Annotated in this window: 24 protein-coding genes; 16 read left to right on the top strand and 8 right to left on the bottom strand. The window is 66.9% G+C overall.

Annotated elements, in window-relative coordinates:
- Positions 1–157: 157 nt before the first annotated feature.
- The 6 genes from ACP69S_RS02030 to ACP69S_RS02005 all read left to right on the top strand — a co-directional run bounded on the left by ACP69S_RS02030 (position 158) and on the right by ACP69S_RS02005 (position 4,299).
- Entirely contained in the window at positions 158–865 is a 708-nt protein-coding gene (locus tag ACP69S_RS02030; RefSeq protein ID WP_425994374.1) for a response regulator transcription factor, read from the top strand.
- Complete coding sequence (locus tag ACP69S_RS02025; RefSeq protein WP_425994372.1) at positions 840–2,438, top strand: stimulus-sensing domain-containing protein; 1,599 nt, start codon at positions 840–842, stop codon at positions 2,436–2,438. The genes ACP69S_RS02030 and ACP69S_RS02025 overlap by 26 nt, the downstream gene beginning before the upstream one ends.
- Positions 2,435–2,869: an HPr kinase/phosphorylase gene (locus ACP69S_RS02020; RefSeq protein WP_425994369.1), complete on the top strand. Its 435-nt coding sequence runs from the start codon at positions 2,435–2,437 to the stop codon at positions 2,867–2,869. Before ACP69S_RS02025 ends, ACP69S_RS02020 begins: the two co-directional genes overlap by 4 nt.
- Before the next feature lie 74 nt (positions 2,870–2,943).
- Positions 2,944–3,348: a PTS sugar transporter subunit IIA gene (locus tag ACP69S_RS02015; RefSeq protein WP_425994366.1), complete on the top strand. Its 405-nt coding sequence runs from the start codon at positions 2,944–2,946 to the stop codon at positions 3,346–3,348.
- Entirely contained in the window at positions 3,345–3,623 is a 279-nt protein-coding gene (locus ACP69S_RS02010; protein WP_425994364.1) for an HPr family phosphocarrier protein, read from the top strand. Before ACP69S_RS02015 ends, ACP69S_RS02010 begins: the two co-directional genes overlap by 4 nt.
- A gap of 364 nt (positions 3,624–3,987) precedes the next feature.
- The gene (locus ACP69S_RS02005; RefSeq protein WP_425994362.1) at positions 3,988–4,299 is read left to right on the top strand and encodes a DNA-binding protein; all 312 of its coding nucleotides are present in this window, start codon (positions 3,988–3,990) and stop codon (positions 4,297–4,299) included.
- Here ACP69S_RS02005 and ACP69S_RS02000 read toward each other — a convergent pair.
- Both ACP69S_RS02000 and phaR read right to left on the bottom strand, forming a co-directional pair.
- Positions 4,296–4,628 carry a hypothetical protein gene (locus ACP69S_RS02000; protein ID WP_425994360.1) on the bottom strand — a complete coding sequence of 111 codons (333 nt, stop codon included), beginning with the start codon at positions 4,626–4,628 and terminating at the stop codon, positions 4,296–4,298. The genes ACP69S_RS02005 and ACP69S_RS02000 overlap by 4 nt on opposite strands.
- 59 nt (positions 4,629–4,687) lie before the next feature.
- On the bottom strand, positions 4,688–5,368 hold the full coding sequence (gene phaR, locus ACP69S_RS01995) for a polyhydroxyalkanoate synthesis repressor PhaR (protein WP_425994358.1): 681 nt from the start codon (positions 5,366–5,368) through the stop codon (positions 4,688–4,690).
- A 218-nt stretch (positions 5,369–5,586) separates the two neighbouring features.
- Between phaR and ACP69S_RS01990 the strand changes: the two genes are divergently transcribed.
- The 3 genes from ACP69S_RS01990 (at position 5,587) to ACP69S_RS01980 (ending at position 8,536) form a co-directional block, all read left to right on the top strand.
- A complete protein-coding gene (locus tag ACP69S_RS01990) occupies positions 5,587–6,762 on the top strand; it encodes an acetyl-CoA C-acetyltransferase (protein WP_425994356.1) in 1,176 nt (391 codons plus the stop codon).
- Positions 6,763–6,849: 87 nt separating this feature from the next.
- Positions 6,850–7,575, top strand: coding sequence for a beta-ketoacyl-ACP reductase (locus ACP69S_RS01985; protein ID WP_425994354.1), 726 nt, complete (start codon positions 6,850–6,852; stop codon positions 7,573–7,575).
- Between the two features lie 178 nt (positions 7,576–7,753).
- Complete coding sequence (locus tag ACP69S_RS01980) at positions 7,754–8,536, top strand: DUF4908 domain-containing protein (protein ID WP_425994352.1); 783 nt, start codon at positions 7,754–7,756, stop codon at positions 8,534–8,536.
- 154 nt (positions 8,537–8,690) lie between these two features.
- On the opposite strand, the gene ACP69S_RS01975 is transcribed toward ACP69S_RS01980, so the two are convergent.
- From ACP69S_RS01975 to gloB, 3 genes are all read right to left on the bottom strand, one after another.
- On the bottom strand, positions 8,691–9,131 hold the full coding sequence (locus ACP69S_RS01975; protein ID WP_425994350.1) for a hypothetical protein: 441 nt from the start codon (positions 9,129–9,131) through the stop codon (positions 8,691–8,693).
- Positions 9,132–9,268: 137 nt separating this feature from the next.
- The gene (locus tag ACP69S_RS01970; RefSeq protein WP_425994348.1) at positions 9,269–9,736 is read right to left on the bottom strand and encodes a cupin domain-containing protein; all 468 of its coding nucleotides are present in this window, start codon (positions 9,734–9,736) and stop codon (positions 9,269–9,271) included.
- Complete coding sequence (gene gloB, locus ACP69S_RS01965; protein WP_425994346.1) at positions 9,733–10,479, bottom strand: hydroxyacylglutathione hydrolase; 747 nt, start codon at positions 10,477–10,479, stop codon at positions 9,733–9,735. The genes ACP69S_RS01970 and gloB overlap by 4 nt, the downstream gene beginning before the upstream one ends.
- Before the next feature lie 78 nt (positions 10,480–10,557).
- Here gloB and ACP69S_RS01960 point away from each other — a divergent pair, with 78 nt between their 5' ends.
- The 3 genes from ACP69S_RS01960 to ACP69S_RS01950 all read left to right on the top strand — a co-directional run bounded on the left by ACP69S_RS01960 (position 10,558) and on the right by ACP69S_RS01950 (position 13,446).
- Complete coding sequence (locus tag ACP69S_RS01960; RefSeq protein WP_425994344.1) at positions 10,558–11,379, top strand: class I SAM-dependent methyltransferase; 822 nt, start codon at positions 10,558–10,560, stop codon at positions 11,377–11,379.
- 26 nt (positions 11,380–11,405) lie between these two features.
- Positions 11,406–11,750 (top strand): P-II family nitrogen regulator, encoded by a 345-nt coding sequence (locus tag ACP69S_RS01955; RefSeq protein WP_062143741.1) that lies wholly within the window; start codon positions 11,406–11,408, stop codon positions 11,748–11,750.
- 184 nt (positions 11,751–11,934) lie between these two features.
- Positions 11,935–13,446, top strand: coding sequence for a phospholipase D-like domain-containing protein (locus tag ACP69S_RS01950; protein ID WP_425994343.1), 1,512 nt, complete (start codon positions 11,935–11,937; stop codon positions 13,444–13,446).
- Here ACP69S_RS01950 and ACP69S_RS01945 read toward each other — a convergent pair.
- From ACP69S_RS01945 to metX, 3 genes are all read right to left on the bottom strand, one after another.
- Positions 13,382–14,179: an endonuclease/exonuclease/phosphatase family protein gene (locus ACP69S_RS01945; protein WP_425994342.1), complete on the bottom strand. Its 798-nt coding sequence runs from the start codon at positions 14,177–14,179 to the stop codon at positions 13,382–13,384. The genes ACP69S_RS01950 and ACP69S_RS01945 overlap by 65 nt on opposite strands.
- Positions 14,176–14,835 (bottom strand): methionine biosynthesis protein MetW, encoded by a 660-nt coding sequence (metW, locus tag ACP69S_RS01940; protein ID WP_425994340.1) that lies wholly within the window; start codon positions 14,833–14,835, stop codon positions 14,176–14,178. Before metW ends, ACP69S_RS01945 begins: the two co-directional genes overlap by 4 nt.
- Before the next feature lie 136 nt (positions 14,836–14,971).
- On the bottom strand, positions 14,972–16,126 hold the full coding sequence (gene metX / locus ACP69S_RS01935; RefSeq protein WP_425994339.1) for a homoserine O-acetyltransferase MetX: 1,155 nt from the start codon (positions 16,124–16,126) through the stop codon (positions 14,972–14,974).
- A 78-nt stretch (positions 16,127–16,204) separates the two neighbouring features.
- On the opposite strand from metX, the gene ACP69S_RS01930 reads away from it, so the two are divergent.
- From ACP69S_RS01930 to ACP69S_RS01915, 4 genes are read left to right on the top strand one after another with little or no spacing between them, the layout of a single operon-like run.
- Positions 16,205–16,732 (top strand): SixA phosphatase family protein, encoded by a 528-nt coding sequence (locus ACP69S_RS01930; RefSeq protein WP_425994337.1) that lies wholly within the window; start codon positions 16,205–16,207, stop codon positions 16,730–16,732.
- Positions 16,729–17,073 carry a DUF952 domain-containing protein gene (locus ACP69S_RS01925; RefSeq protein ID WP_425994334.1) on the top strand — a complete coding sequence of 115 codons (345 nt, stop codon included), beginning with the start codon at positions 16,729–16,731 and terminating at the stop codon, positions 17,071–17,073. Before ACP69S_RS01930 ends, ACP69S_RS01925 begins: the two co-directional genes overlap by 4 nt.
- Positions 17,070–18,128, top strand: coding sequence for a quinone-dependent dihydroorotate dehydrogenase (locus ACP69S_RS01920; protein WP_425994332.1), 1,059 nt, complete (start codon positions 17,070–17,072; stop codon positions 18,126–18,128). Before ACP69S_RS01925 ends, ACP69S_RS01920 begins: the two co-directional genes overlap by 4 nt.
- The gene (locus ACP69S_RS01915) at positions 18,125–18,862 is read left to right on the top strand and encodes a TVP38/TMEM64 family protein (protein WP_425994330.1); all 738 of its coding nucleotides are present in this window, start codon (positions 18,125–18,127) and stop codon (positions 18,860–18,862) included. The genes ACP69S_RS01920 and ACP69S_RS01915 overlap by 4 nt, the downstream gene beginning before the upstream one ends.
- Position 18,863: the final 1 nt, after the last annotated feature.

Raw genomic sequence — 18,863 nt, 5'->3', positions numbered from 1 at the left:
GAAAGTGGTTACCGGTTTCGGCGACTGCCATGCTCTATCTATAGATGACCGGGGTTTGCCCCTACGGGGAAAACCCCGGGGCGCACCGCGCGTTGAAGCATAGGCGAGTGGTGATAGGATCGCTCGACGGACGGAAACAAGGGATCAGACGGGCTCCATGGCCGCTATCACGCTCATAGACGACGACGAGAACATCGTCGCTTCGGTCTCGCTGGCCCTCGAAAGCCACGGCCACACGGTCAAGGCCTATTACGACGGTGCTTCCGGCCTGGAAGCCGTCGAAAGCCAGGCGCCTGACCTGGTCATTCTCGACGTCAAGATGCCGCGCATGGATGGCATGGAAGTGCTGCGCCGTCTGCGCCAGACCTCCGAGATCCCGGTCATCATGCTGACCTCGAAAGACGACGAGATCGACGAGATCCTCGGCTTCAACCTCGGCGCCGACGACTACATGCACAAGCCCTTCAGCCAGCGCCTGCTGCTCGAGCGGGTGAAGGCCGTGCTGCGCCGCGCCCGTCCCGAGGACGAAGAACCCTCCATCGCCGCGGGCCTCGCCGGTTCCAAGATGATGAAGCGCGGCAAGCTGACCCTCGACCCGGCCCGCCACGACAGCCTGTGGGACGGCCGCCCCGTCCGCCTGACCGTCACCGAGTTCCTGCTGCTGCAGTCCCTGGCCCAGCGCCCAGGCTTCGTGAAGAGCCGCGACAACCTGATGGACGCCGCCTACGACGATCAGGTCTATGTCGATGACCGCACGATCGACAGCCACATCAAGCGGATGCGCAAGAAGTTCCGCCAGGTCGATCCCGAGTTCGATTCCATCGAGACCCTGTACGGCGTTGGTTACCGTTATCGCGAAGCCTGACGTCGACGCGCCGAAGCGTCGATGGCGCTGGCCGCGCGGCTCGCGTCTTGGCCGGCTGATCATCGGCCTGAATGTGCTGGCGCTGGCGATCCTGGTGATCGGAGCGCTGGTGCTCAACGAGTTGCGTAGCGGCCTCGTCACGGCGCGAATCGATAGCCTGACCACCCAGGGCGAGCTGATCGCCAGGGTCATCAACCAGTTCGCCACCGAGGGCGAGCCGGAACCCGCGCTCAACGCCGAGGCGGCCAGCGCCATCGTCCAGCTGCTGTTCATCCCGCGCTCACAGCGGGCGCGACTGTTCGACGCCCATGGCGCCGTGCTGGCCGACAGCTTCGTGGTCGCCGACCGCGTCGAGTGGAAGGTCCTGCCGCCGGCCCGCAAAGCTGGCGAGAACGACGCCAGCCCGCACCAGACGCCGGCCGCCGAAGCGCGGTCCGAACAGGCCCGCAACGATCTGGCCGACGAGGTCTCCAGGGCCCTGCGCGGCGCGCCAGTCGCCGGCACCCGCATGTCGGAGAACGGCGAGCGGGTCGTCTCGGTGTCGATCCCTATCCAGCACGTGCGTGCCGCCCTTGGCGTGCTGACCCTTGAAGCCGGCGACGTCGATGCGATCATCGCCGCCGAGCGTCGCGCCCTGCTGCCCTTCATCCTGGTGGCGATCTCGGCCACCCTGATCTCCAGTCTGCTGCTGCATCGCCTGATCGCCGAGCCGGTGATGCGCCTGGCCCGGGCCGCCGACCGGGTGCGACTGGAGGGGGCGCGCGCCATCTCCCTGCCAGACATCGCCCGCCGCCAGGACGAGATCGGCGACCTGTCCCGCGCCTTGGAGGAGATGACCCATTCGCTGTCGGAGCGCATGGACGGCATCGAACGGTTCGCCGCCGACGTCGCCCACGAGATCAAGAACCCCCTGACCTCGATTCGCTCGGCCATCGAAACCCTGGACCTGGTCTCCGACCCCGCGGCCCGCGCCCGGCTGCTGGCCATCCTGCAGAACGACGTCAATCGACTGGACCGGCTGGTCACAGACATCTCCAACGCCTCGCGCCTCGACGCGGAGCTGTCGCGCGAGGCTCCCCGCGCCCTGGACCTGGCCAAGCTGTTGGCCGAGGTCGCCAGTCTCTACGAAGCCCAACTTCGCCCCGGCGACGCGCCCGGCAGCGTGCGGGTGGCGGTCTCGGCCGGAGAGCCCGGCGCAGCGGCCCGGCTGATGGCCCGAGAGACCCCCATCGGGCAGGTGTTCCGCAACCTGATCGACAATGCCCGCTCGTTCAGCCCCGCCGACGGCGAGGTCCGCGTCGTCCTGGTCAAGGCCCGCGGCCGCTTGGTGACGACCATCGACGACGATGGCCCCGGCATACCCGCCGAAAACCTCGAGACGATCTTCGAGCGCTTCTACACCTCGCGGCCCAAGGGCAAGGCGTTCGGCGGCAATTCGGGTCTGGGCCTGTCGATCGCCCGCCAGATCGTCGAGGCTCACGGCGGCGAGCTGAAGGCCGAGAATCGCCGCGACGCGAACGGCGTCCTGCTGGGCGCGCGCTTTACGGTCGATCTGCCGGAATCGCGCGAATGATCCGCCACGCCGGCCTGATCGCCCTGCGACTGGGCGGACTTTGGCGGGGCGCCCTGATCGAAGGCCCCTCGGGCGTCGGCAAGAGCGACCTGGCCCTGCGCGCGCTCGAATCGGGCTTTCGTCTGGTGGCCGACGACTACACCTCCGTCTTCGCTTCAGGCGGCCGGCTCTATGGCCGCGCGCCCGATTCCCTGGCCGGCCTGACCGAGGTCAGAGGCCTCGGTATCGTCCAGATTCCCGCCATCGGCCTGGCCGAAATCGCAGCCGTCGTGCGGTGTATCGACACCCCCGGCGCCGTCGAACGCCTGCCAGAACCTCGGTTCGAGGCCCTCTGCAATGTGACCGTTCCCGTTTTCGACCTGTGGCCGCTGGAACCCGCCGCCCCTGTGAAAATCAGACGCATGCTGGAGCATCTTGGAGTCGCTCCCTAACGAGCGTATCAAGTGCGCCCGCGCGGCTCCTCCCGGCCGCCACGGGTTATGGGGATCCGTTTGAGAAATCAGGCATGATCGGGCTCGTGATCGTTACGCACGGGCGTCTGGCGGAAGAGTTCGTCTCCGCCATGGAACACGTCGTCGGCCCGCAGAGCGCGGTGAAGGCGATCTGCATCGGCCCGGAAGACGACATGGAACGTCGTCGGTCCGACATTCTGAAGGCGTGCGCCACCGTCGATGGAGGCGGCGGCGTGATTCTGCTGACCGACATGTTCGGCGGCACGCCCAGCAACCTGGCCATCTCGGTGATGGAACAGACCAAGGCCGAGGTCATCGCAGGACTAAACCTGCCGATGCTGATCAAGCTGGCCAGCGTGCGCCAGCGCCAGGACCTGCAGTCCTGCGTCGCCCATGCCCAGGAGGCTGGACGGAAATATATCTCCGTGGCCTCCTACGTGCTGGCTGGAGAAAAATGAGTCGCATGGCGGAGCGGACGGTCGAAATCGTCAACGAACGGGGCTTGCACGCCCGGGCCTCGGCCAAGTTTGTGAAGATGGCGGCTGGTTTCGACGCCGAGGTTACGGTCAGCCGAGACGGCTCCTGCGTCGATGCCCGCTCGATCATGGGCTTGATGATGCTGGCCGCTGGTATCGGCTCGACCATCGACATCGCCGCCGAAGGCCCCGAGGCCGACGCCGCGCTCGAAGCGCTGAGCGAGTTGGTGGCTAACCGGTTCGACGAAGAGCGGTAGCGGCGACGAGCAGCGGACGGAGACTACGCGTCCCCCTTCTACCCACTCGGCGTTTCCGCGCGAGGCTGCGAAACCGGGCCTACGCAGCAAGGCTTGCCTGAACTAGAGCATTTTCCGATAAGTGTGAAACGGTTATCGGATCGAAAAATGCTCTAAACTTTTGATTTAGAGCTCTTTTCGCCCGACTCTGATGAAGCCATCGGGTCGGAAAGGGCTCTAGGTCAGGGCCGTGAAGATCAGGGTGACCACGGCGATGTCGAAATAGCGGATGGCGGCGGTCAGCATGGGAGCTCTCGTCGGCGATGAATTCACCAACGGTTAAGCAAGACCGGCGCCAAGCCGGGCGCCCCGGGACGAAACGCTGATGGCGCTGTTCTTCGACCGCGACTGGTACGAGGGGCGGCTGGCCGAGCGGGGCCTGAGCCGCGCCGTCCTGGCGGCTGTCGCTCACATGGACGAAGCGTCGCTGGACCTCGCGTTCAAGGATCAGCGCGAGCTGAGCTGGAACGAACTGGCTGCCTTTGCTGAACTTTTGGGCGTCACAGCCGCGGAGGCGGCCTTGCGCGCCGGGGTGCGGCCGCCGCCCGATCCTTTGGATGGGCAGGCCAAACGGATCGCCATGCTGGAGGCCAGGGTCGCCACCCTCGAGGCGCGCCTGGGCAAGCTCGAACCCTAGATCGCGGTCTTCTTCAGCAGGCCTGTCTTGGGACGACGGTCGGCCTCGCCGGAATATTCCGTCCCGAGATAGGTCGATCTCGCCGAGTCGAGCACTTCCTGCCCACCACGCAGGCCGCGCTTCTGGCCGCTCTGGCCCATCAGTTGAGCGGCGAAGGTTGCAAAGCCGCTCCGTCGGGGTGGCGGGGCGGGCGCGGGCTGCTCGTCCAGCGCGAACGCAACCTCTTCGGACTCGGCCTCATGGGCGGAGTCTTGGGTCGTGTTCGAGCGCACGGTCAGCGCGCGACGCGAAGGGCTGGAAGGCCGGACAGGATCGATAGAGCCGTTCATGGTGAAGACCGTAGGGTCCTGACCGTTAAGAACGGCTGTTCCGGCGTGGTTTCCAGCCGTTAAGGCTTGGTGGCCAGTTTCTCGATCTGCTGCTGCATCACTTCCAGCTGACGCTTCAGATCGGCCAGGGAATCCTCGCTGGGCTGCGGGGCCGGGGCGGCCGGAGCCGCCTCCGGCGTGGTCGCGGCGGCTGCGGCGGCGGCTGCGTCCTCGGGTCGCGCATAGGCGAAGGGCGAGAACATCTTCATGGCCCGATCGAACAGGGCCATGTTCTGGCGGACCTGCTCTTCATAGACGCCGATACCGACCGGCAGCTTGGCGGCGGTCAGGCCGGGGGTGACGCCCGCGAACTGGGTGCGCATCCGCTCCTGCTGCTTGGTGAAGCTTTCCAGCGACATCTCCAGATAGCTGGGCAGGAAGGCCTGCATGGAGTTGCCGTAGAAGCCGATTAGCTGGCGCAGGAACTGGATGGGCAGCAGATTCTGCCCGCCGCCCCGGTTTTCTTCCTCGAAGATGATCTGGGTCAGCACCGAGCGGGTGATGTCGTCATTGGACTTGGCGTCATAGACCACGAAGTCCACGCCCTCCTTCACCATGTCCGACAGGTGATCGAGGGTGACGTACGAACTGGACGCTGTGTTGTAGAGGCGACGATTGGCGTATTTCTTGATGATTACGCGTTGACCGGCCGCTTTTTCGGCTCCGGCGGTCGTTTCGCCTTTTTCAGGGTTCTCGGACATTTCGTTCCCTAGGACAGCGGTGTCGCCCGCTTTTCGCATCACACTATCGCGAATGCAAAGGCATGGCGCCAGTGGTCAGAACACTTGGAGGCCGTAACAAGCCGTGAAAATGTGGTTGTGACGAACGCGGTTCGGTATGCATTGTGTTGCTGCACTGCAAAAAGAACGGGCGCCGCAACTGCGAAGGCGTCACGTCAGATCGATTCGGGAGACTCGCCATGAGCGACATCGTCATCGTTTCCGCCGCCCGCACGCCGGTCGGCTCCTTCAACGGGGCGCTGTCCAGCCTGCCCGCCTCCGAACTGGGCAAGATCGCCATTCAGGCCGCAGTCGAGCGCGCCGGCATCTCGCCGGCCGACGTCGATGAAGTGATCCTCGGCCAGGTTCTGCAGGCCGGCGCCGGCCAGGGTCCGGCCCGCCAGGCCTCGATCAATGCCGGCATTCCGGTCGGCAGCCCCGCCTGGAGCCTCAACCAGCTGTGCGGCTCGGGCCTGCGCGCCGTGGCCCTGGCGGCCCAGCAGATCTCGTCGGGCGATGCCAAGATCGTCGTGGCCGGCGGCCAGGAAAGCATGAGCCAGGCGCCGCACGCCCAGCACCTGCGTGGCGGCCAGAAGATGGGCGATCTGTCCTTTATCGACACCATGATCAAGGACGGCCTGTGGGACGCCTTCTACGGCTATCACATGGGCCAGACCGCCGAGAACATCGCCAATCGCTGGCAGATCACCCGCGGCGATCAGGACGCCTTCGCGGTCGCCAGCCAGAACAAGGCCGAGGCCGCCCAGAAGGCCGGCAAGTTCGACGCCGAGATCGTCCCCGTCACCATCAAGGGCCGCAAGGGCGACACCATTGTCGACAAGGACGAATTCATCCGCCACGGCGTGACCCTCGACGCGATCTCGGGCCTCAAGCCCGCCTTCAACAAGGAAGGCTCGGTCACGGCCGCCAACGCCTCGGGCCTCAATGACGGCGCCGCCGCCCTGGTGCTGATGAGCGCCGACGAAGCCGCCAAGCGCGGCCTCAAGCCCCTGGCCCGGATCGCCTCGTGGGCCAATGCCGGCGTCGACCCGGAGGTCATGGGCACCGGCCCGATCCCGGCCAGCAAAAAGGCCCTCGAAAAGGCCGGCTGGACGGTCGCCGACCTCGACCTGATCGAGTCCAACGAAGCCTTCGCCGCCCAGTCGCTGTGCGTGGTCCAGGAGCTGGGTCTCGATCCGGCCAAGGTGAACGTCAACGGCGGCGCGATCGCCATCGGTCATCCGATCGGCGCTTCCGGCGCTCGCGTCCTCACCACCTTGCTGCACGAGATGCAGCGCTCGGGCGCCAAGAAGGGTCTGGCAACCCTGTGCATCGGCGGCGGCATGGGCGTGGCCATGTGCGTCGAGGCCGTCTGAAGAGACAATTTTCGATGACGGCGCGCCGGGGCCTTGCTCCGGCGCGTTGATCACCGACAATCATAAAAAGAACTTTGGGAGAGACTTATGACGAGAGTTGCATTCGTGACCGGCGGCACCCGGGGTATCGGCCGCGCGATCTGCGAGCGCCTGGTGGCCGACGGCATGAAGGTCGCGGCCGGCTATTCCGGCAATGAGGAAGCCGCCGCAGCCTGCGCCAAGGATCTGGGCGTGATGGTCGTGAAGGGCAATGTCGGCTCGTTCGAAGACTGCGCCGCCGCCGTCAAGAAGGTCGAGGCCGAGCTGGGCCCCATCGACGTGCTGATCAACAACGCCGGCATCACCCGCGACGGCATGCTGCACAAGATGACCTACGAGCAGTGGTCCGAAGTGATCCGGGTCAACATGGACTCAGCCTTCAACATGACCCGCCCGGTCATCGAGGGTATGCGCGAGCGCAGTTGGGGCCGGATCATCAATATCAGCTCGATCAACGGCCAAAAGGGCCAGATGGGCCAGACCAACTATTCGGCCGCCAAGGCCGGGCTGATCGGCTTCACCAAGGCCCTGGCCCTTGAGAACGCCAAGAAGGGCGTCACGGTCAATGTGATCTGCCCGGGCTATATCGACACCGAAATGGTCGCCGCCGTGCCTGAAAACGTGCTGGCCAGCATCATCGCCGGCATTCCGGTGGGCCGCCTGGGCAAGGGCGAAGAGATCGCCGACATGGTCGCTTTCCTGGCCGGCGAACGCGCGGGCTTCGTGACCGGCGCCACCCTGACCCTGAACGGCGGGCAGTATATGGCGGCCTAAGGTGATCGCCTGATGGCATGTTTGCAACGGCCCGGCGCACATGCGATCGGGCCGTTGTCGCGAGTCGACCCGGGGCGTTTCGTCGTGAAACCTTTGGTTTGGGACGACGGCGGATCGTTCGACGCGGCGCAGGGTGTCTCGTCCAAGATTCGCCCTAGTCGGCAGGCATGACGGGTTCATGAAGAGTTGGATTGTCGAGACGGACGGCTGGAGGGCGAATTGCGCCCTCGCGATCGTCGCCATTCTCGCCATCGCCTCGCCGGTCGGCGCCCAGCAGAGCAGCCCGTCGCTCAAGGACGCCCTGCTCAGCCAGCGGGGCTTTTCGGGCTCGCGCCGCCCTCCTCCGCCGCCTGTCGCCCGCTATGTTTCGGAAACCGGCAGCGCCTTCGTGCTGGATCGCACCTCGCCGCTGCCGCTGCTCAAGTTCGAGAATAGCGCCGAGGTCTGGGTGCTCTCGCCCCAGCCCGCCTCGCGCGGCGACGTGATCTATCGCAACGAGATGGGCGAGCCGATGCTGCGGGCCACCAAGCTCGGCGGCATGATCCTGTTCACGGACGAAAGCCCCAACGGCGCGGCCGCGGCCCTGGTGGGCAAGGCGCCGTCGATCCAGCCGCCGTCGGTGCTGTCGCCCATCGCCCTCTATCAGCGCATGGGCCAGGCCAGCCTTCGCGCCAGCCGGGCGGCCCAGCGGCAGATGCCCTTCGAGACGCTGCAGGACGCCAGACCGGAAACCTCGGTGCTGATCGCCGAGTCCGCGACGGTCACCGCCGAAGCCTTCGAACGCATGGCCCGCAACGGCGACCGGTCGATCCTGGCCAGGATCACGCGGGTGGTGCTGGCTGAAGGCCACAAGCCGGGCGCAACCCTCAAGAACGGCGCTCTGGTCGTGACCTATGCGCCTGGTCAGGGTGTGGCCGGGCGCCCCTCTTCCAAGCGGATCGTCAAGGTGGTCGACCGCTAGAGCCCTTTCCGACCTGATGGCTTCATCAGGGTCGGGCGAAAAAGGCTATAAATCAAAATTTTAGAGCATTTTTTGATTCGATAACCGTTTCACACTTATCGGAAAATGTTCTAGCGATCCGAAGAATAGAGACGCCCCGGCGAGGGCGAGTGCGTCAGCTGGCCTCGATACCCAGAGCTTTCAATTCCTTGAGGAAGCGCATCAGGCTGGTATGGGAGCGCTTGAGGCCCGTGATCATTTCAGGCTGGGCATGGGCTGCCCCGGGAACGATGAAGCCTACGCGGCCGACCTTCTTGGCGACGCCGCGCTTGAGCATCTCGACGACACGGCGACGGACGGTTTCGTAGGGCAGACCCAGAGAGTCGGCGACCTGGCGAATGGTGATCGGCCGGCGCTCTTCGTCGGGCGGAATGTCGTCGATCTCGGCATAGACGCGCCCGCGCAGGTGGGAGACGTTGCCCGCCCAGAGGGTCGTATAGACCAGCGAATAGACGATATCGACGCCATGGGTTTCATTGGCGATCTCGACCCAGCGCAAGATGTAGTCCGTGGCGCAACGCACTGTGGCGCGCGCGTCATGGTACTCGTCCGACATTGCTGTTCCCACCCCGTGTACCAAGCGCTGTTACAGCGAACAGCGTCATTTGGGCGTGAAAAAGTTTGGAATGCCGGGTGCGGTAAATCGTCTCGCCGCTCGCCAGAAGCGCTGCGTGGGAGCGCTACATGAGAGGCTTAGGGCATCGTCGGTCGCCACTCGGCCGGAGCCATCTCGAAGCCCTCGAACCGGAAACCTGGCGCCACCGTGCAGCCGACCAGAGTCCAGGCGCCCAGGCTGACGGCCGTCTGCCACCACAGGGTCGGGACGATGACCTGCGGACGGCAACCGGCCCGAAGATCCGGACCCAGAAGGTGGGCCGTGGCCCCTGCGCCGTCGGGCGGCGACAGGGTCAGGGAGAGCGGCGCGCCGGCGTGATAGTGCCAGACCTCGACCGCATCGACCCGGTGCCAGGCCGACATCTGTTCGGCTTCGAGCAGGTAATAGATCGCTGTAGAGGCCGGGCGGGCGCCGTCGACGGCGATGTCCTGGAAGGTCCGGCGATACCACCCGCCCTCGGGATGCGGCTGAAGGTCGAGCAGGCGGATGATTTCCTTGGCGCCCAGATCGCCGGAGATACCCAGGGGCTTGGTTTCGAAGCTCATCCCTTGAAGCCGTCCTTGGCGGCGCGGATCTCGGCGAAGGCCATGGCGGGTTCCAGGTTCGGGCGCAGCAGCGGCGCGCGCAGGAAGGGGTTGGTCGCCTTCTCGACGCCGATGGAGGTCGGCACGGTCGGCACGCCCCGCTCGCGAGCGGCGAAGATCTGCTCGGCGCGCGTCTTCAGCACCGGATCGTCGTCCACCGACAGGGCGAAGCGGGCGTTAGAGGCTGTATATTCATGGGCGCAATAGACGGTGGTGGCGTCCGGCAGGGCGGTGAGCCGGGACAGCGAGTCCCACATCTGCTCGGCCGTGCCTTCGAACAGGCGGCCGCAGCCCAGGGCGAACAGGGTGTCGCCCACGAAGGCGATGGCGTCTTCGGCGTCATGATAGGCGATATGGCCCAGGGTGTGGCCGCCCGTGTCGATCACCGTGAACCGGGTTTCGCCCAGATCGACCACGTCGCCATGGCCGACCTCGCGATCCAGCGGCGCGATCCGCGTGACCTCCGCCGGACCGACGATGGTCGCGCCGGTCGCCGCCTTGATCGCCGCATTGCCGCCGGCGTGGTCCGGGTGCCAGTGGGTATTGAGGATCAGGTCGAGCTTCCAACCCAGGCGGTCGAGTTCAGCGAGGATCGCGTCGGCGTCGGGCGTATCGATGGTCGCCGTCTTCCCGGTCGCGTCGTCGCGCACGAGAAAGCCATAGTTGTCGGACAGGCAGGCGAACTGGTGGACGGTCAGCGACATGGACAACCTTGTTCTGCTGGGCGGTGACGCGAGGCTCGCCACCGCCTACATAGATGACCTCAGCGCCCCGGAGACTCAATGCGTCGCGACGTGCTCGATCTCAGAGCCTTCTACGCTACCCCGCTTGGTCGGGCAGCGCGGCTGATGCTGGCGCGCAAGGTCGATGAGGCGTGGGGCGACACCCGCGGGCTCGACGTGCTGGGCCTTGGCTATGCCACGCCCTTTCTGGATTCGGCCCGTCAGAGCGCCCGCCGCGTGGTGGCGGCCATGCCGGCCACCCAGGGCGTCGAGGTCTGGCCGCATGGCGGTCGCAACCAGGCGTGCCTGATCGAAGAGACGGCGCTGCCCCTGCCCAATGCGATGTTCGACCGGGTGCTGGCCGTTCACGCCCTGGAAGAGGCCGACGACCCGGCCGCCGTTCTTTCCGAGATCGGCCGGGTCCTGGCGCCGACTGGCCGGCTGATCGTGGCGGTCGCGTCGCGAGACGGCGTCTGGGCCGGGGCCGAAAGCACGCCCTTCGGCCATGGCCGCCCGTTCAGCCGCAGTCAGCTGGAACGCCTGATTCGCGACGCCGACCTGGAGCCTGCGGGCTGGACTCGCGCACTCTACGCCCCCCCCATCGCCATGGCGGCCGGCTGGGCTGAAGGATTCGAGCAGGTCGGCGCGCGCCTCTGGCCGCGTTTCGCCGGTTTGATCCTGATGGAAGCGGTCAAACAGACCTTCGCCGTGAAGCCGCGCGGCCATCGCGCGCGCGTCCGGGTCTTTGCGCCGGGGGTCCTGGCGCCGAGCCCTGTCGGGCCGGCGGCGGCTCGCAAGGCGCCTGTTGAAAAGGCGCCTGCGCGAATTGCCGACGGATCGCACTTGGACGCGCCGCGTTCGAAGCCTAGCTTAGGTTCGTAATCACTGTTCGCTGCGGGAGCCGCGCCATGAAAATGATCGTCGCCATCATCAAGCCGAGCCGCCTTGACGCCGTTCTGGAAGCGGTCACCGAGGCTGGCGCGTCGGGGCTGACGGTGACCGAGGTGCGCGGTTACGGCCGGCAGAAGGGCAAGACCGAGGTTTATCGCGGCGCCGAATACGAGGTGAAGCTGCTGCCGAAGGTCAAGCTTGAGATCGCCGTGCCCACCGACGTGGTCGAGCCGGTGGTCGAGGCCCTGCAGCGCACCGCCAACACGGGCAAGATCGGCGACGGCAAGGTGTTCGTCATGGATCTGGAACAGGCCCTGCGCATCCGCACCGGCGAACGTGACGCGGCGGCTATCGCGGGCTGAGCGGGATCGTCGGCGCGCCGGCGATCCAGGCTTCCTCAAGGAAATCCAGGCTATGGACGCGCCGGCGATGGCGCGCACCCGTCACTGCGATGACTCCTTTCGGAAAGATCGAACAAGCTGCGCTTGAAGCGGAGCCACAATACGGGTCCGCGCTTTGTCGGATTTCACACCCGATAGGAGCGTCATGGGCGAGTGTTCTTCTGTTTTCTTTCCAGGCCATAATTGCTGGCGCGTCGAGCCCGCCGACAGGCTGGCCCTGTTCATCGACAACGACGAAACCTTCGACGCCCTGAAGCCCCTGTTGCTGGCGGCCAAGCGTTCGATCTGGATTCTGGCCTGGGTGTTCGATCCGCTGACGCGTCTGGATCCCGACCGGGTCAGGAAGAGCCGCGATCCCGAACAAGCCGACCGCATCGGCCTGATCCTGCGCCGGCAGGCGGCGCTCAATCCCGCCCTGGACGTTCGGGTCCTTGCCTGGGACATGCCCCTGCCGCTGGCTGCCGCCATGCTGTTTGGCCCGCAGCGCGGCGCTGCCTTCTTCGCCGGCTCGCGGGTGAAGTATCAGCTCGACACCACCCTGCCGGCCTCGGCCTGCCATCACCAGAAGGTGGTGATCATCGACGGCGCGACGGCGCTCTTGAGCGGCGGCGACATCGGGGTCGATCGCTGGGACACGTGCGAGCACCTCGACAACGATCCGCGCCGCCGCCTGCCGAACGGGCGGCACTATCCGGCCCGACACGAGGTGGCGATGCTGGTCGATGGGCGCGCCGCCCAGGGGCTGGGCGACATGTTCATCGATCGTTGGCGCAACGCCACGGGCGAGGAGCTCACCTTGCCCGAACGACCGGAAGAGACGCCCTGGCCGAAGGGCCTGCTGCCCGATCTTCGGCGCACCTCGGTGGCGATCAGTCGGACGGGAGCGGCCTGGAAGGGTCGGCCCGAGATCACCGAGAGTCTGCAACTTCACCTGAGCGGCATCCGCGCGGCCAAGCGGCTGATCTATCTGGAGAACCAGTACCTGACCTCGCCGATCATCGTCGAGGCGCTGGCCGAGCGGCTGGCCGAGCCGGACGGGCCCGAAGTCGTGACGATCGGACCGGCGCGCAGTCCCAGCTATTTCGACCAGATGACAATGGACAGCGCCCGCACCGCGGCCATCAACCGGCTGCGGTCGATCGATATCCACAAGCGTTTTTCGGCCTTCAGCGCCCATACGGCCAAGGGCGATCCGATCATCGTTCACTCCAAGGTGGCGATCATGGACAACTGGATGCTGCGGGTCGGCTCGGCCAATCTCAACAACCGCTCCATCGGTCTCGACACCGAATGCGACCTGACCTTCGAGGGACGCGACGATCTCGAACGCGAGGTCATCGCCGCCTTCCAGGCTCGTCTCGTTGGCCACTTCCTGGCGCGCTCGCCCATCGACGTGATCGAGGCCATGCAGCGCGAGGGTGGTTTGGCGGCGGCGATCAACGCACTGGACGTCAAGGGCGGACCGCCGCGTCGGTTGCAGCCGGTGCCCGTGCGAAATCTCACGGGTGTTCAGCAGTTCATTGCCGACTGGAGCCTGGGCGACGCCATCTCGCCCGACGACGCCTGGCGGCCCTGGGGCCGCCGCGAGCGGCTCAAGCGGGATCTGGTTCGATTGACGGCGCCGCCACCGGCGCTCCCGGAGCACCTGCGGCAGTAACCTCCAGGTCAACGACCAGCGGCAGGTGGTCGGACGCCACCCGCGCTCGCGAGTCGTAGGGCGACCGCACGGCGATCGTCTCCAGACCCTTGGTCAGGAAGACGTGGTCGATACGCATGAACGGGAAGCTGGACGGGAAGGTGGCGGTCGCCGGCCGCAGCCAGCCCCCGCTCGGCGTTTGGGCGTCGCGCATGGCGGCCCGCAGCATCCGATAGGTGGCCGAATAGGGCGTGGCGTTGAAATCGCCCAGCAGCACGCCCGGCGCCGTCCATTGATCGGCGGCCATCCACTTTTCGCCGAGCAGGGCGGCGGCCTGGCGCTTCTGTTCCTGGGGGATCAGACCCAGATGGGTGTTGATGATCTGGACCGGCGTGTCGCCGACCATGACCTCGACCCACAGCGCGCCGCGCGGTTCCAGGCCGGGCACCCGGCGATAAAGCGGCAGGCCCTCGGCCTTGATCCGGCGTTCAGGCAAGGCCGTCAGTATGGCGTCGCCGTAGAGTTCCTCTTCCACAGCCATGGCCGGGTGGAAGTGGAACTTCATCTTCAGCAGCTCGGCCAGGCGATGGGCCTGATCCACGGTCTTGGTTCGCCGACGCAGGACATCCAGTTCCTGCAGCGCGACCACGTCCGGCATTTCGGCCGCGATGACCTCGGCCACGCGCTCGACGTCGAGCGCCCGGTCGGTGCCCACACAGCGGTGGACGTTGTAGGTCATCAGGCGAAGCTTCATCCGTCGAAGAGATCGCCTGAGACCGCCGGAGGTTCCCTGGTGGGAGCGCTTCCCCGGCTGAGCATGAACAGGCAGGTCTCGGCCCGCCAGTTCTCGAGCGGGCTGGCCGGATCGATCGGCCGGGCCGGGCCCGCGCCTGCAAAGGCCGCGCAGGCGTCGACCCGCACGTCCAGGTCGTCGGTCAGGGCCAGGAAGTCGACCAGGGTGCAAAGGTGGATATTCGGCGTCGACCACCAGGGCATGGGCAGGGCCTTGGTCTCGGGCATCCGGCCCCGGCTGAGCAGTGACCAGCGCACCCGCCAATGGCCGAAATTGGGGAACGAGACGATGGCCCGGTCGGCGATACGCAGCAGCTCGTCCAGCACGTGGCGCGGCTGGCGCGTGGCCTGCAGGGTCTGGGACAGGATGGCGTAGTCGAAGGTCTTGTCGGGGAAGTGGTCCAGGTCCTGGTCGGCGTCGCCCTGCACCACCGACAGGCCGCGCGCCATGCAGGCGGCGACGCCGCTGGCGCTGATTTCCAGGCCCCGACCATCCACCTGCTTTTCGTGGATCAGCAGGTCGAGCAGGTCGCCCTCCTCGCAGCCGACGTCGAGCACGCGCGAGCCGGGGCGGACGAGGCGCAGTATCTCGCGGAAGTCTTCGCGGGCGGCGGTCACAGGCGAGATCCTCCCCCTGAAGGGGGAGGCGGCCGAAGGCCGGAGGGGGCAGTCGGCACTGACTTGGCCATGACTTCCCCCTCCGCCGGCTTCGCCGACACCTCCCCCGTCAGGGGGAGGATCTGCGTCATGCTCCTCACGCCAGCCCCCGTTCGCGTTCCACCGAACCCAGGAAGCCAGTCAGGGCCGAGTCCATCACCGGCTCGTCCAGCAGGAAGGCGTCATGACCCTTGTCGCTCTCGATCTCGACGAAGGCCACGCGGCAGCCGGCGGCGGTCAGGGCCCGCACGATGTGGCGGTTCTCGGCGGTGGGATACAGCCAGTCGCTGGTGAAGCTGAGCACGCAGAAGCGCATGTGGCGCGCCTGGGTGAAGGCGTTGGCCAGCACGCCGCCATGGCTGGCGGCGATGTCGAAATAGTCCATGGCCCGGGTGATGTAGAGATAGCTGTTGGCGTCGAACCGGTCGACGAAGCTGGCCCCCTGGTGGCGCAGATAGCTCTCCACCTGGAAGTCGGCGTCGAAGCCCCAGGACAGGCCATCGCGTTGCAGCTCGCGGCCGAACTTTCGCTGCAGCGCCGGCTCGGACAGATAGGTGATATGGGCGGCCATCCGCGCGACGGCCAGACCCTTTTCAGGCCGGGCTCCCTGGTCGGCATAGGCGCCGCCGCGCCAGTCGGGGTCGGCCATGATCGCCTGGCGCCCCACCTCGTGGAAGGCGATGTTCTGGGCCGAATGCCTTGAGGCGGAAGCGATGATCACGGCGCTGGCCAGCCGGTCGGGATAATCCACCGCCCATTGCTGCACCTGCATGCCGCCCATCGAGCCGCCGACCACCGCGAACAGGGTCTCGACGCCCAACGCCTTCACCAGCATCGCCTGGGCGCGGACCATGTCGGCGATGGTGATCACCGGGAACGACAGCGCCCACGGCTTGCCGGTCGCGGGATTGATCGAGGCCGGGCCCGTCGAGCCCATGCAGCCGCCGACCACATTGGTGCAGATGATGAAATGCCGGGTCGGGTCCAGCGGCTTGCCGGGACCCACCAGACGCGGCCACCAGCCGGGCTTGCCCGTCGTTGGATGGGCCGAGGCCACATACTGGTCCATGGTCAGGGCGTGGCAGATCAGGACGGCGTTGGAGCGGTCGGCGTTCAACGCACCATAGGTCTGGTAGGCGACCTCAAGACCCTCGATCACGCCGCCCGAGTCGAGGCGCAGGGGTTCGCTCGCCGGAAACCGCCAGGTTCCGCCATCGTTGAGCGCGGACGGGGCCAAATCCAAGTCACCCATGCCCGCCTTGGACCGCTTGGCGAAGAAGGTGTCAACCGCCCGCTTCCGGCTGGCCCCGGCTGAGGCTATGGAGGGCGCATGGACCGTCTGATCCTCATGCGCCACGGCCAGGCCGAACGGCAGGCCGCGACCGGCGGCGATTTCGAACGTGGCTTGACCCCGAAAGGGCGCGAAGACGCGACTCTGATGGGCCGGCTGCTGGCCAAAAGCGGCGCGACGCCCGATCTGGTGCTGGTCTCCAGCGCCCGCCGGACCCGCGAGACCTTCGCCGCCGCCTCGGCCGCCTTCCCCAAGGCCCGGGTCGAGTTCCGCCGCGACCTCTATCACGCCGAGCCCGGGGAAGTGGTCACGGCGCTTGAGGACGAAGGCGACGCCGTCAGCGTCGTGATGGTCATCGGCCACAATCCCGGCCTGCACGAACTGGCCCTGCGCCTGATCCTACAGGGCGGGGCCGAACCTGTGGCCCTCAACAAGGTCCGCAGTCGCTTTCCCACTGCCACGACGGCGGTTTTCGCGTTCGGCCCAGGTAGCCCGAACTTTGGCGGTCCGCCTGTGCTGGAGCATCTTTTTTACGCGTCCGAAAACGGCGGCACAGGCGGCGAATGACCCTGATCTACAAGATCCTCTCCCGAGTCGAATGGGAGGCCGCCCAGGCCGCCGGCCAGCTGGAAGGCTCGGCGCTCGATCTGGCAGACGGCTTCATCCACCTGTCGGGCGCCGACCAGGCCCAGGAGACGGCGGCCAGGTGGTTCGCAGGCCAGACCGACCTCGTGCTGCTGGGCGTCGAGGCCGAGGCCCTGGGCGAGGCGCTGAAGTGGGAGGCCTCGCGCGGCGGGGCGCTGTTTCCGCATCTCTATCGACCCCTGCTGCCGTCCGAAGTGGTCAGCCAGAAATCCCTCGAACTGGACGCCGATGGCGTGCCCCAGCTAGGCGATGTCTCCGCATGAGCCTGCATGATCTCGCCGCCCGGGCGCTGCACGTTCTCGACCCGGAAGACGCCCATGGCCTGGCCATCAAGGGCCTGAAGGCCGGGCTGGGTCCGCGCGATAGCGGGCCGGGCGATCCCATGCTGTCGATTTCGCTGGCCGGCATGCATCTGGGAAGCTGTGTCGGCCTGGCCGCCGGTTTCGACAAGAACGCCGAGGTTCCCGACGCCATGCTGGCCGCCGGCTTTGGCTTCGTCGAGGCGGGCACGGTCACCCCCCTGCCCCAGGACGGCAACCCGCGTCCGCGCCTGTTTCGCCTGACCCAGGACCAGGCGGTGATCAACCGCATGGGCTTCAATAACGAGGGCCTCGAAGTCGTCGCCGACCGGCTGGCCAAGCGCGCTGGTCGCCATGGTTTCGTCGGGGCCAATATCGGGGCCAACAAGGACGCAACCGACCGCATCCAGGACTATGTGACGGGCCTGACCCGTCTGTGGGGGCTGTCCGACTATTTCACCGCCAACATCTCCTCGCCCAACACGCCGGGCCTGCGCGCCCTGCAGACCAAGGCGGCGCTGGAGGAACTGCTGGGACGCCTGGCCGAGACGCGAGGCCTGCTGAAGGCCGGCTCGACCAGCGACTATCCGATCTTCCTGAAGGTCGCGCCCGATCTGGAGGACGGCGAGATCGAGGCCATCGTCGAGACCGTGGTCGCCAACGGCCTGGACGGGATCATCGTCAGCAATACCACCATCGCTCGCCCAGCGACGCTGAAGTCGGCGAGCAAGGGCGAGACCGGCGGCCTGTCGGGCGCGCCGCTGCTGGAACCCTCCACCGCGGTGCTGAGGCGCTTCCACGCGGCGGCGGCCGGGCGTACGGCCCTGATCGGCGCGGGCGGCATCGCCGACGGGGCCGGGGCCTATGCCAAGATCCGGGCCGGCGCGCGGGCCGTGCAGCTCTATTCCGCCCTGGTTTATGGCGGGCCGGGCCTGGTGGTCCGCATCAAGCGCGATCTGGCCAGGCGACTGCGGGCCGACGGCTTCGCCACCGTCGAGGACGCGGTCGGCGTCGCATGACGACCGCCCGCGCCCTGACCTTGCTGCGACGCTTTGGACCCGTGGCGGCGCTGGTCGCGCTGTTCGTCTGGGCCGTGGCTAGCGGGATGGCCGAACACATCTCGCTGGAGGAGCTCCGCGCCCGGGCCCAGGGCTTGCAGGCCTTCGTTCGCGAGCACCCGGTGCTGAGCGTCGCAACCTATGTCGCCCTCTATATCGCCACCGTTTCAATCTCCCTGCCCGGAGCCCTGATCCTGTCGCTGAGCGGCGGCTTCCTGTTTGGACCGATCCTGGGCGGGGCGGCGGCGGTGGGCGGCGCGACGGGGGGTTCGACCGTGGTCTATCTGGTCAGCCGCACGGCCTTTGGCGACTTCCTGCGGCGCTGGCGCAATCCCCTGCTGCTGAAGATCGAGGAGGGCTTTCGCGACAACGCCTTTTCCTACCTGCTGACCCTGCGCCTGATCCCGGCCTTTCCGCTGCTGCTGGTCAATGTCGCCTCGGGCCTGATGAGGGTGCCGGTGCGCACCTTCCTGCTCGCGTCATTCCTGGGCATGGTCCCCAGCTCGTTCGTCTATGCTGGCATCGGCGCTGGCCTTGGCCATGTCTTCGCCCAGGGCGAGCCCGTGTCGCTGGGCACCCTGCTGTCGCCGAGGATCTATTTGCCGATCATCGGCATGGGCGTGCTGGCCTTTCTGCCGTCGCTGTGGCGCCATTGGCGACGCGGGCGCGTTGCTCCCGCGCCCCACGTGAAGTAAC

Source organism: Caulobacter sp. DWR1-3-2b1 (genome assembly GCF_049895765.1).
Lineage (GTDB): Bacteria > Pseudomonadota > Alphaproteobacteria > Caulobacterales > Caulobacteraceae > Caulobacter.
Note: the sequence above shows the minus strand (reverse complement) of the source record. Positions and strands in the feature narration are given on the sequence as shown.

Excerpts from the sequence above, each read along its gene's own strand:
- ACP69S_RS02030 (WP_425994374.1), top strand. The coding sequence starts at position 158 with ATGGCCGCTATCACGCTCATAGACGACGACGAGAACATCGTCGCTTCG.
- ACP69S_RS01915 (WP_425994330.1), top strand. The coding sequence starts at position 18,125 with ATGACGACCGCCCGCGCCCTGACCTTGCTGCGACGCTTTGGACCCGTG.
- ACP69S_RS01975 (WP_425994350.1), bottom strand. The coding sequence starts at position 9,131 with ATGTCGGACGAGTACCATGACGCGCGCGCCACAGTGCGTTGCGCCACG.
- ACP69S_RS02020 (WP_425994369.1), top strand. The coding sequence starts at position 2,435 with ATGATCCGCCACGCCGGCCTGATCGCCCTGCGACTGGGCGGACTTTGG.
- ACP69S_RS02010 (WP_425994364.1), top strand. The coding sequence starts at position 3,345 with ATGAGTCGCATGGCGGAGCGGACGGTCGAAATCGTCAACGAACGGGGC.
- ACP69S_RS02005 (WP_425994362.1), top strand. The coding sequence starts at position 3,988 with ATGGCGCTGTTCTTCGACCGCGACTGGTACGAGGGGCGGCTGGCCGAG.
- ACP69S_RS01970 (WP_425994348.1), bottom strand. The coding sequence starts at position 9,736 with ATGAGCTTCGAAACCAAGCCCCTGGGTATCTCCGGCGATCTGGGCGCC.
- ACP69S_RS01920 (WP_425994332.1), top strand. The coding sequence starts at position 17,070 with ATGAGCCTGCATGATCTCGCCGCCCGGGCGCTGCACGTTCTCGACCCG.
- ACP69S_RS01990 (WP_425994356.1), top strand. The coding sequence starts at position 5,587 with ATGAGCGACATCGTCATCGTTTCCGCCGCCCGCACGCCGGTCGGCTCC.
- ACP69S_RS01985 (WP_425994354.1), top strand. The coding sequence starts at position 6,850 with ATGACGAGAGTTGCATTCGTGACCGGCGGCACCCGGGGTATCGGCCGC.
- ACP69S_RS01950 (WP_425994343.1), top strand. The coding sequence starts at position 11,935 with ATGGGCGAGTGTTCTTCTGTTTTCTTTCCAGGCCATAATTGCTGGCGC.
- ACP69S_RS01955 (WP_062143741.1), top strand. The coding sequence starts at position 11,406 with ATGAAAATGATCGTCGCCATCATCAAGCCGAGCCGCCTTGACGCCGTT.
- ACP69S_RS01960 (WP_425994344.1), top strand. The coding sequence starts at position 10,558 with ATGCGTCGCGACGTGCTCGATCTCAGAGCCTTCTACGCTACCCCGCTT.
- ACP69S_RS01925 (WP_425994334.1), top strand. The coding sequence starts at position 16,729 with ATGACCCTGATCTACAAGATCCTCTCCCGAGTCGAATGGGAGGCCGCC.
- ACP69S_RS02015 (WP_425994366.1), top strand. The coding sequence starts at position 2,944 with ATGATCGGGCTCGTGATCGTTACGCACGGGCGTCTGGCGGAAGAGTTC.
- ACP69S_RS02000 (WP_425994360.1), bottom strand. The coding sequence starts at position 4,628 with ATGAACGGCTCTATCGATCCTGTCCGGCCTTCCAGCCCTTCGCGTCGC.
- ACP69S_RS01930 (WP_425994337.1), top strand. The coding sequence starts at position 16,205 with ATGGACCGTCTGATCCTCATGCGCCACGGCCAGGCCGAACGGCAGGCC.
- phaR (WP_425994358.1), bottom strand. The coding sequence starts at position 5,368 with ATGTCCGAGAACCCTGAAAAAGGCGAAACGACCGCCGGAGCCGAAAAA.
- ACP69S_RS01980 (WP_425994352.1), top strand. The coding sequence starts at position 7,754 with ATGAAGAGTTGGATTGTCGAGACGGACGGCTGGAGGGCGAATTGCGCC.
- gloB (WP_425994346.1), bottom strand. The coding sequence starts at position 10,479 with ATGTCGCTGACCGTCCACCAGTTCGCCTGCCTGTCCGACAACTATGGC.
- metX (WP_425994339.1), bottom strand. The coding sequence starts at position 16,126 with ATGGGTGACTTGGATTTGGCCCCGTCCGCGCTCAACGATGGCGGAACC.
- ACP69S_RS01945 (WP_425994342.1), bottom strand. The coding sequence starts at position 14,179 with ATGAAGCTTCGCCTGATGACCTACAACGTCCACCGCTGTGTGGGCACC.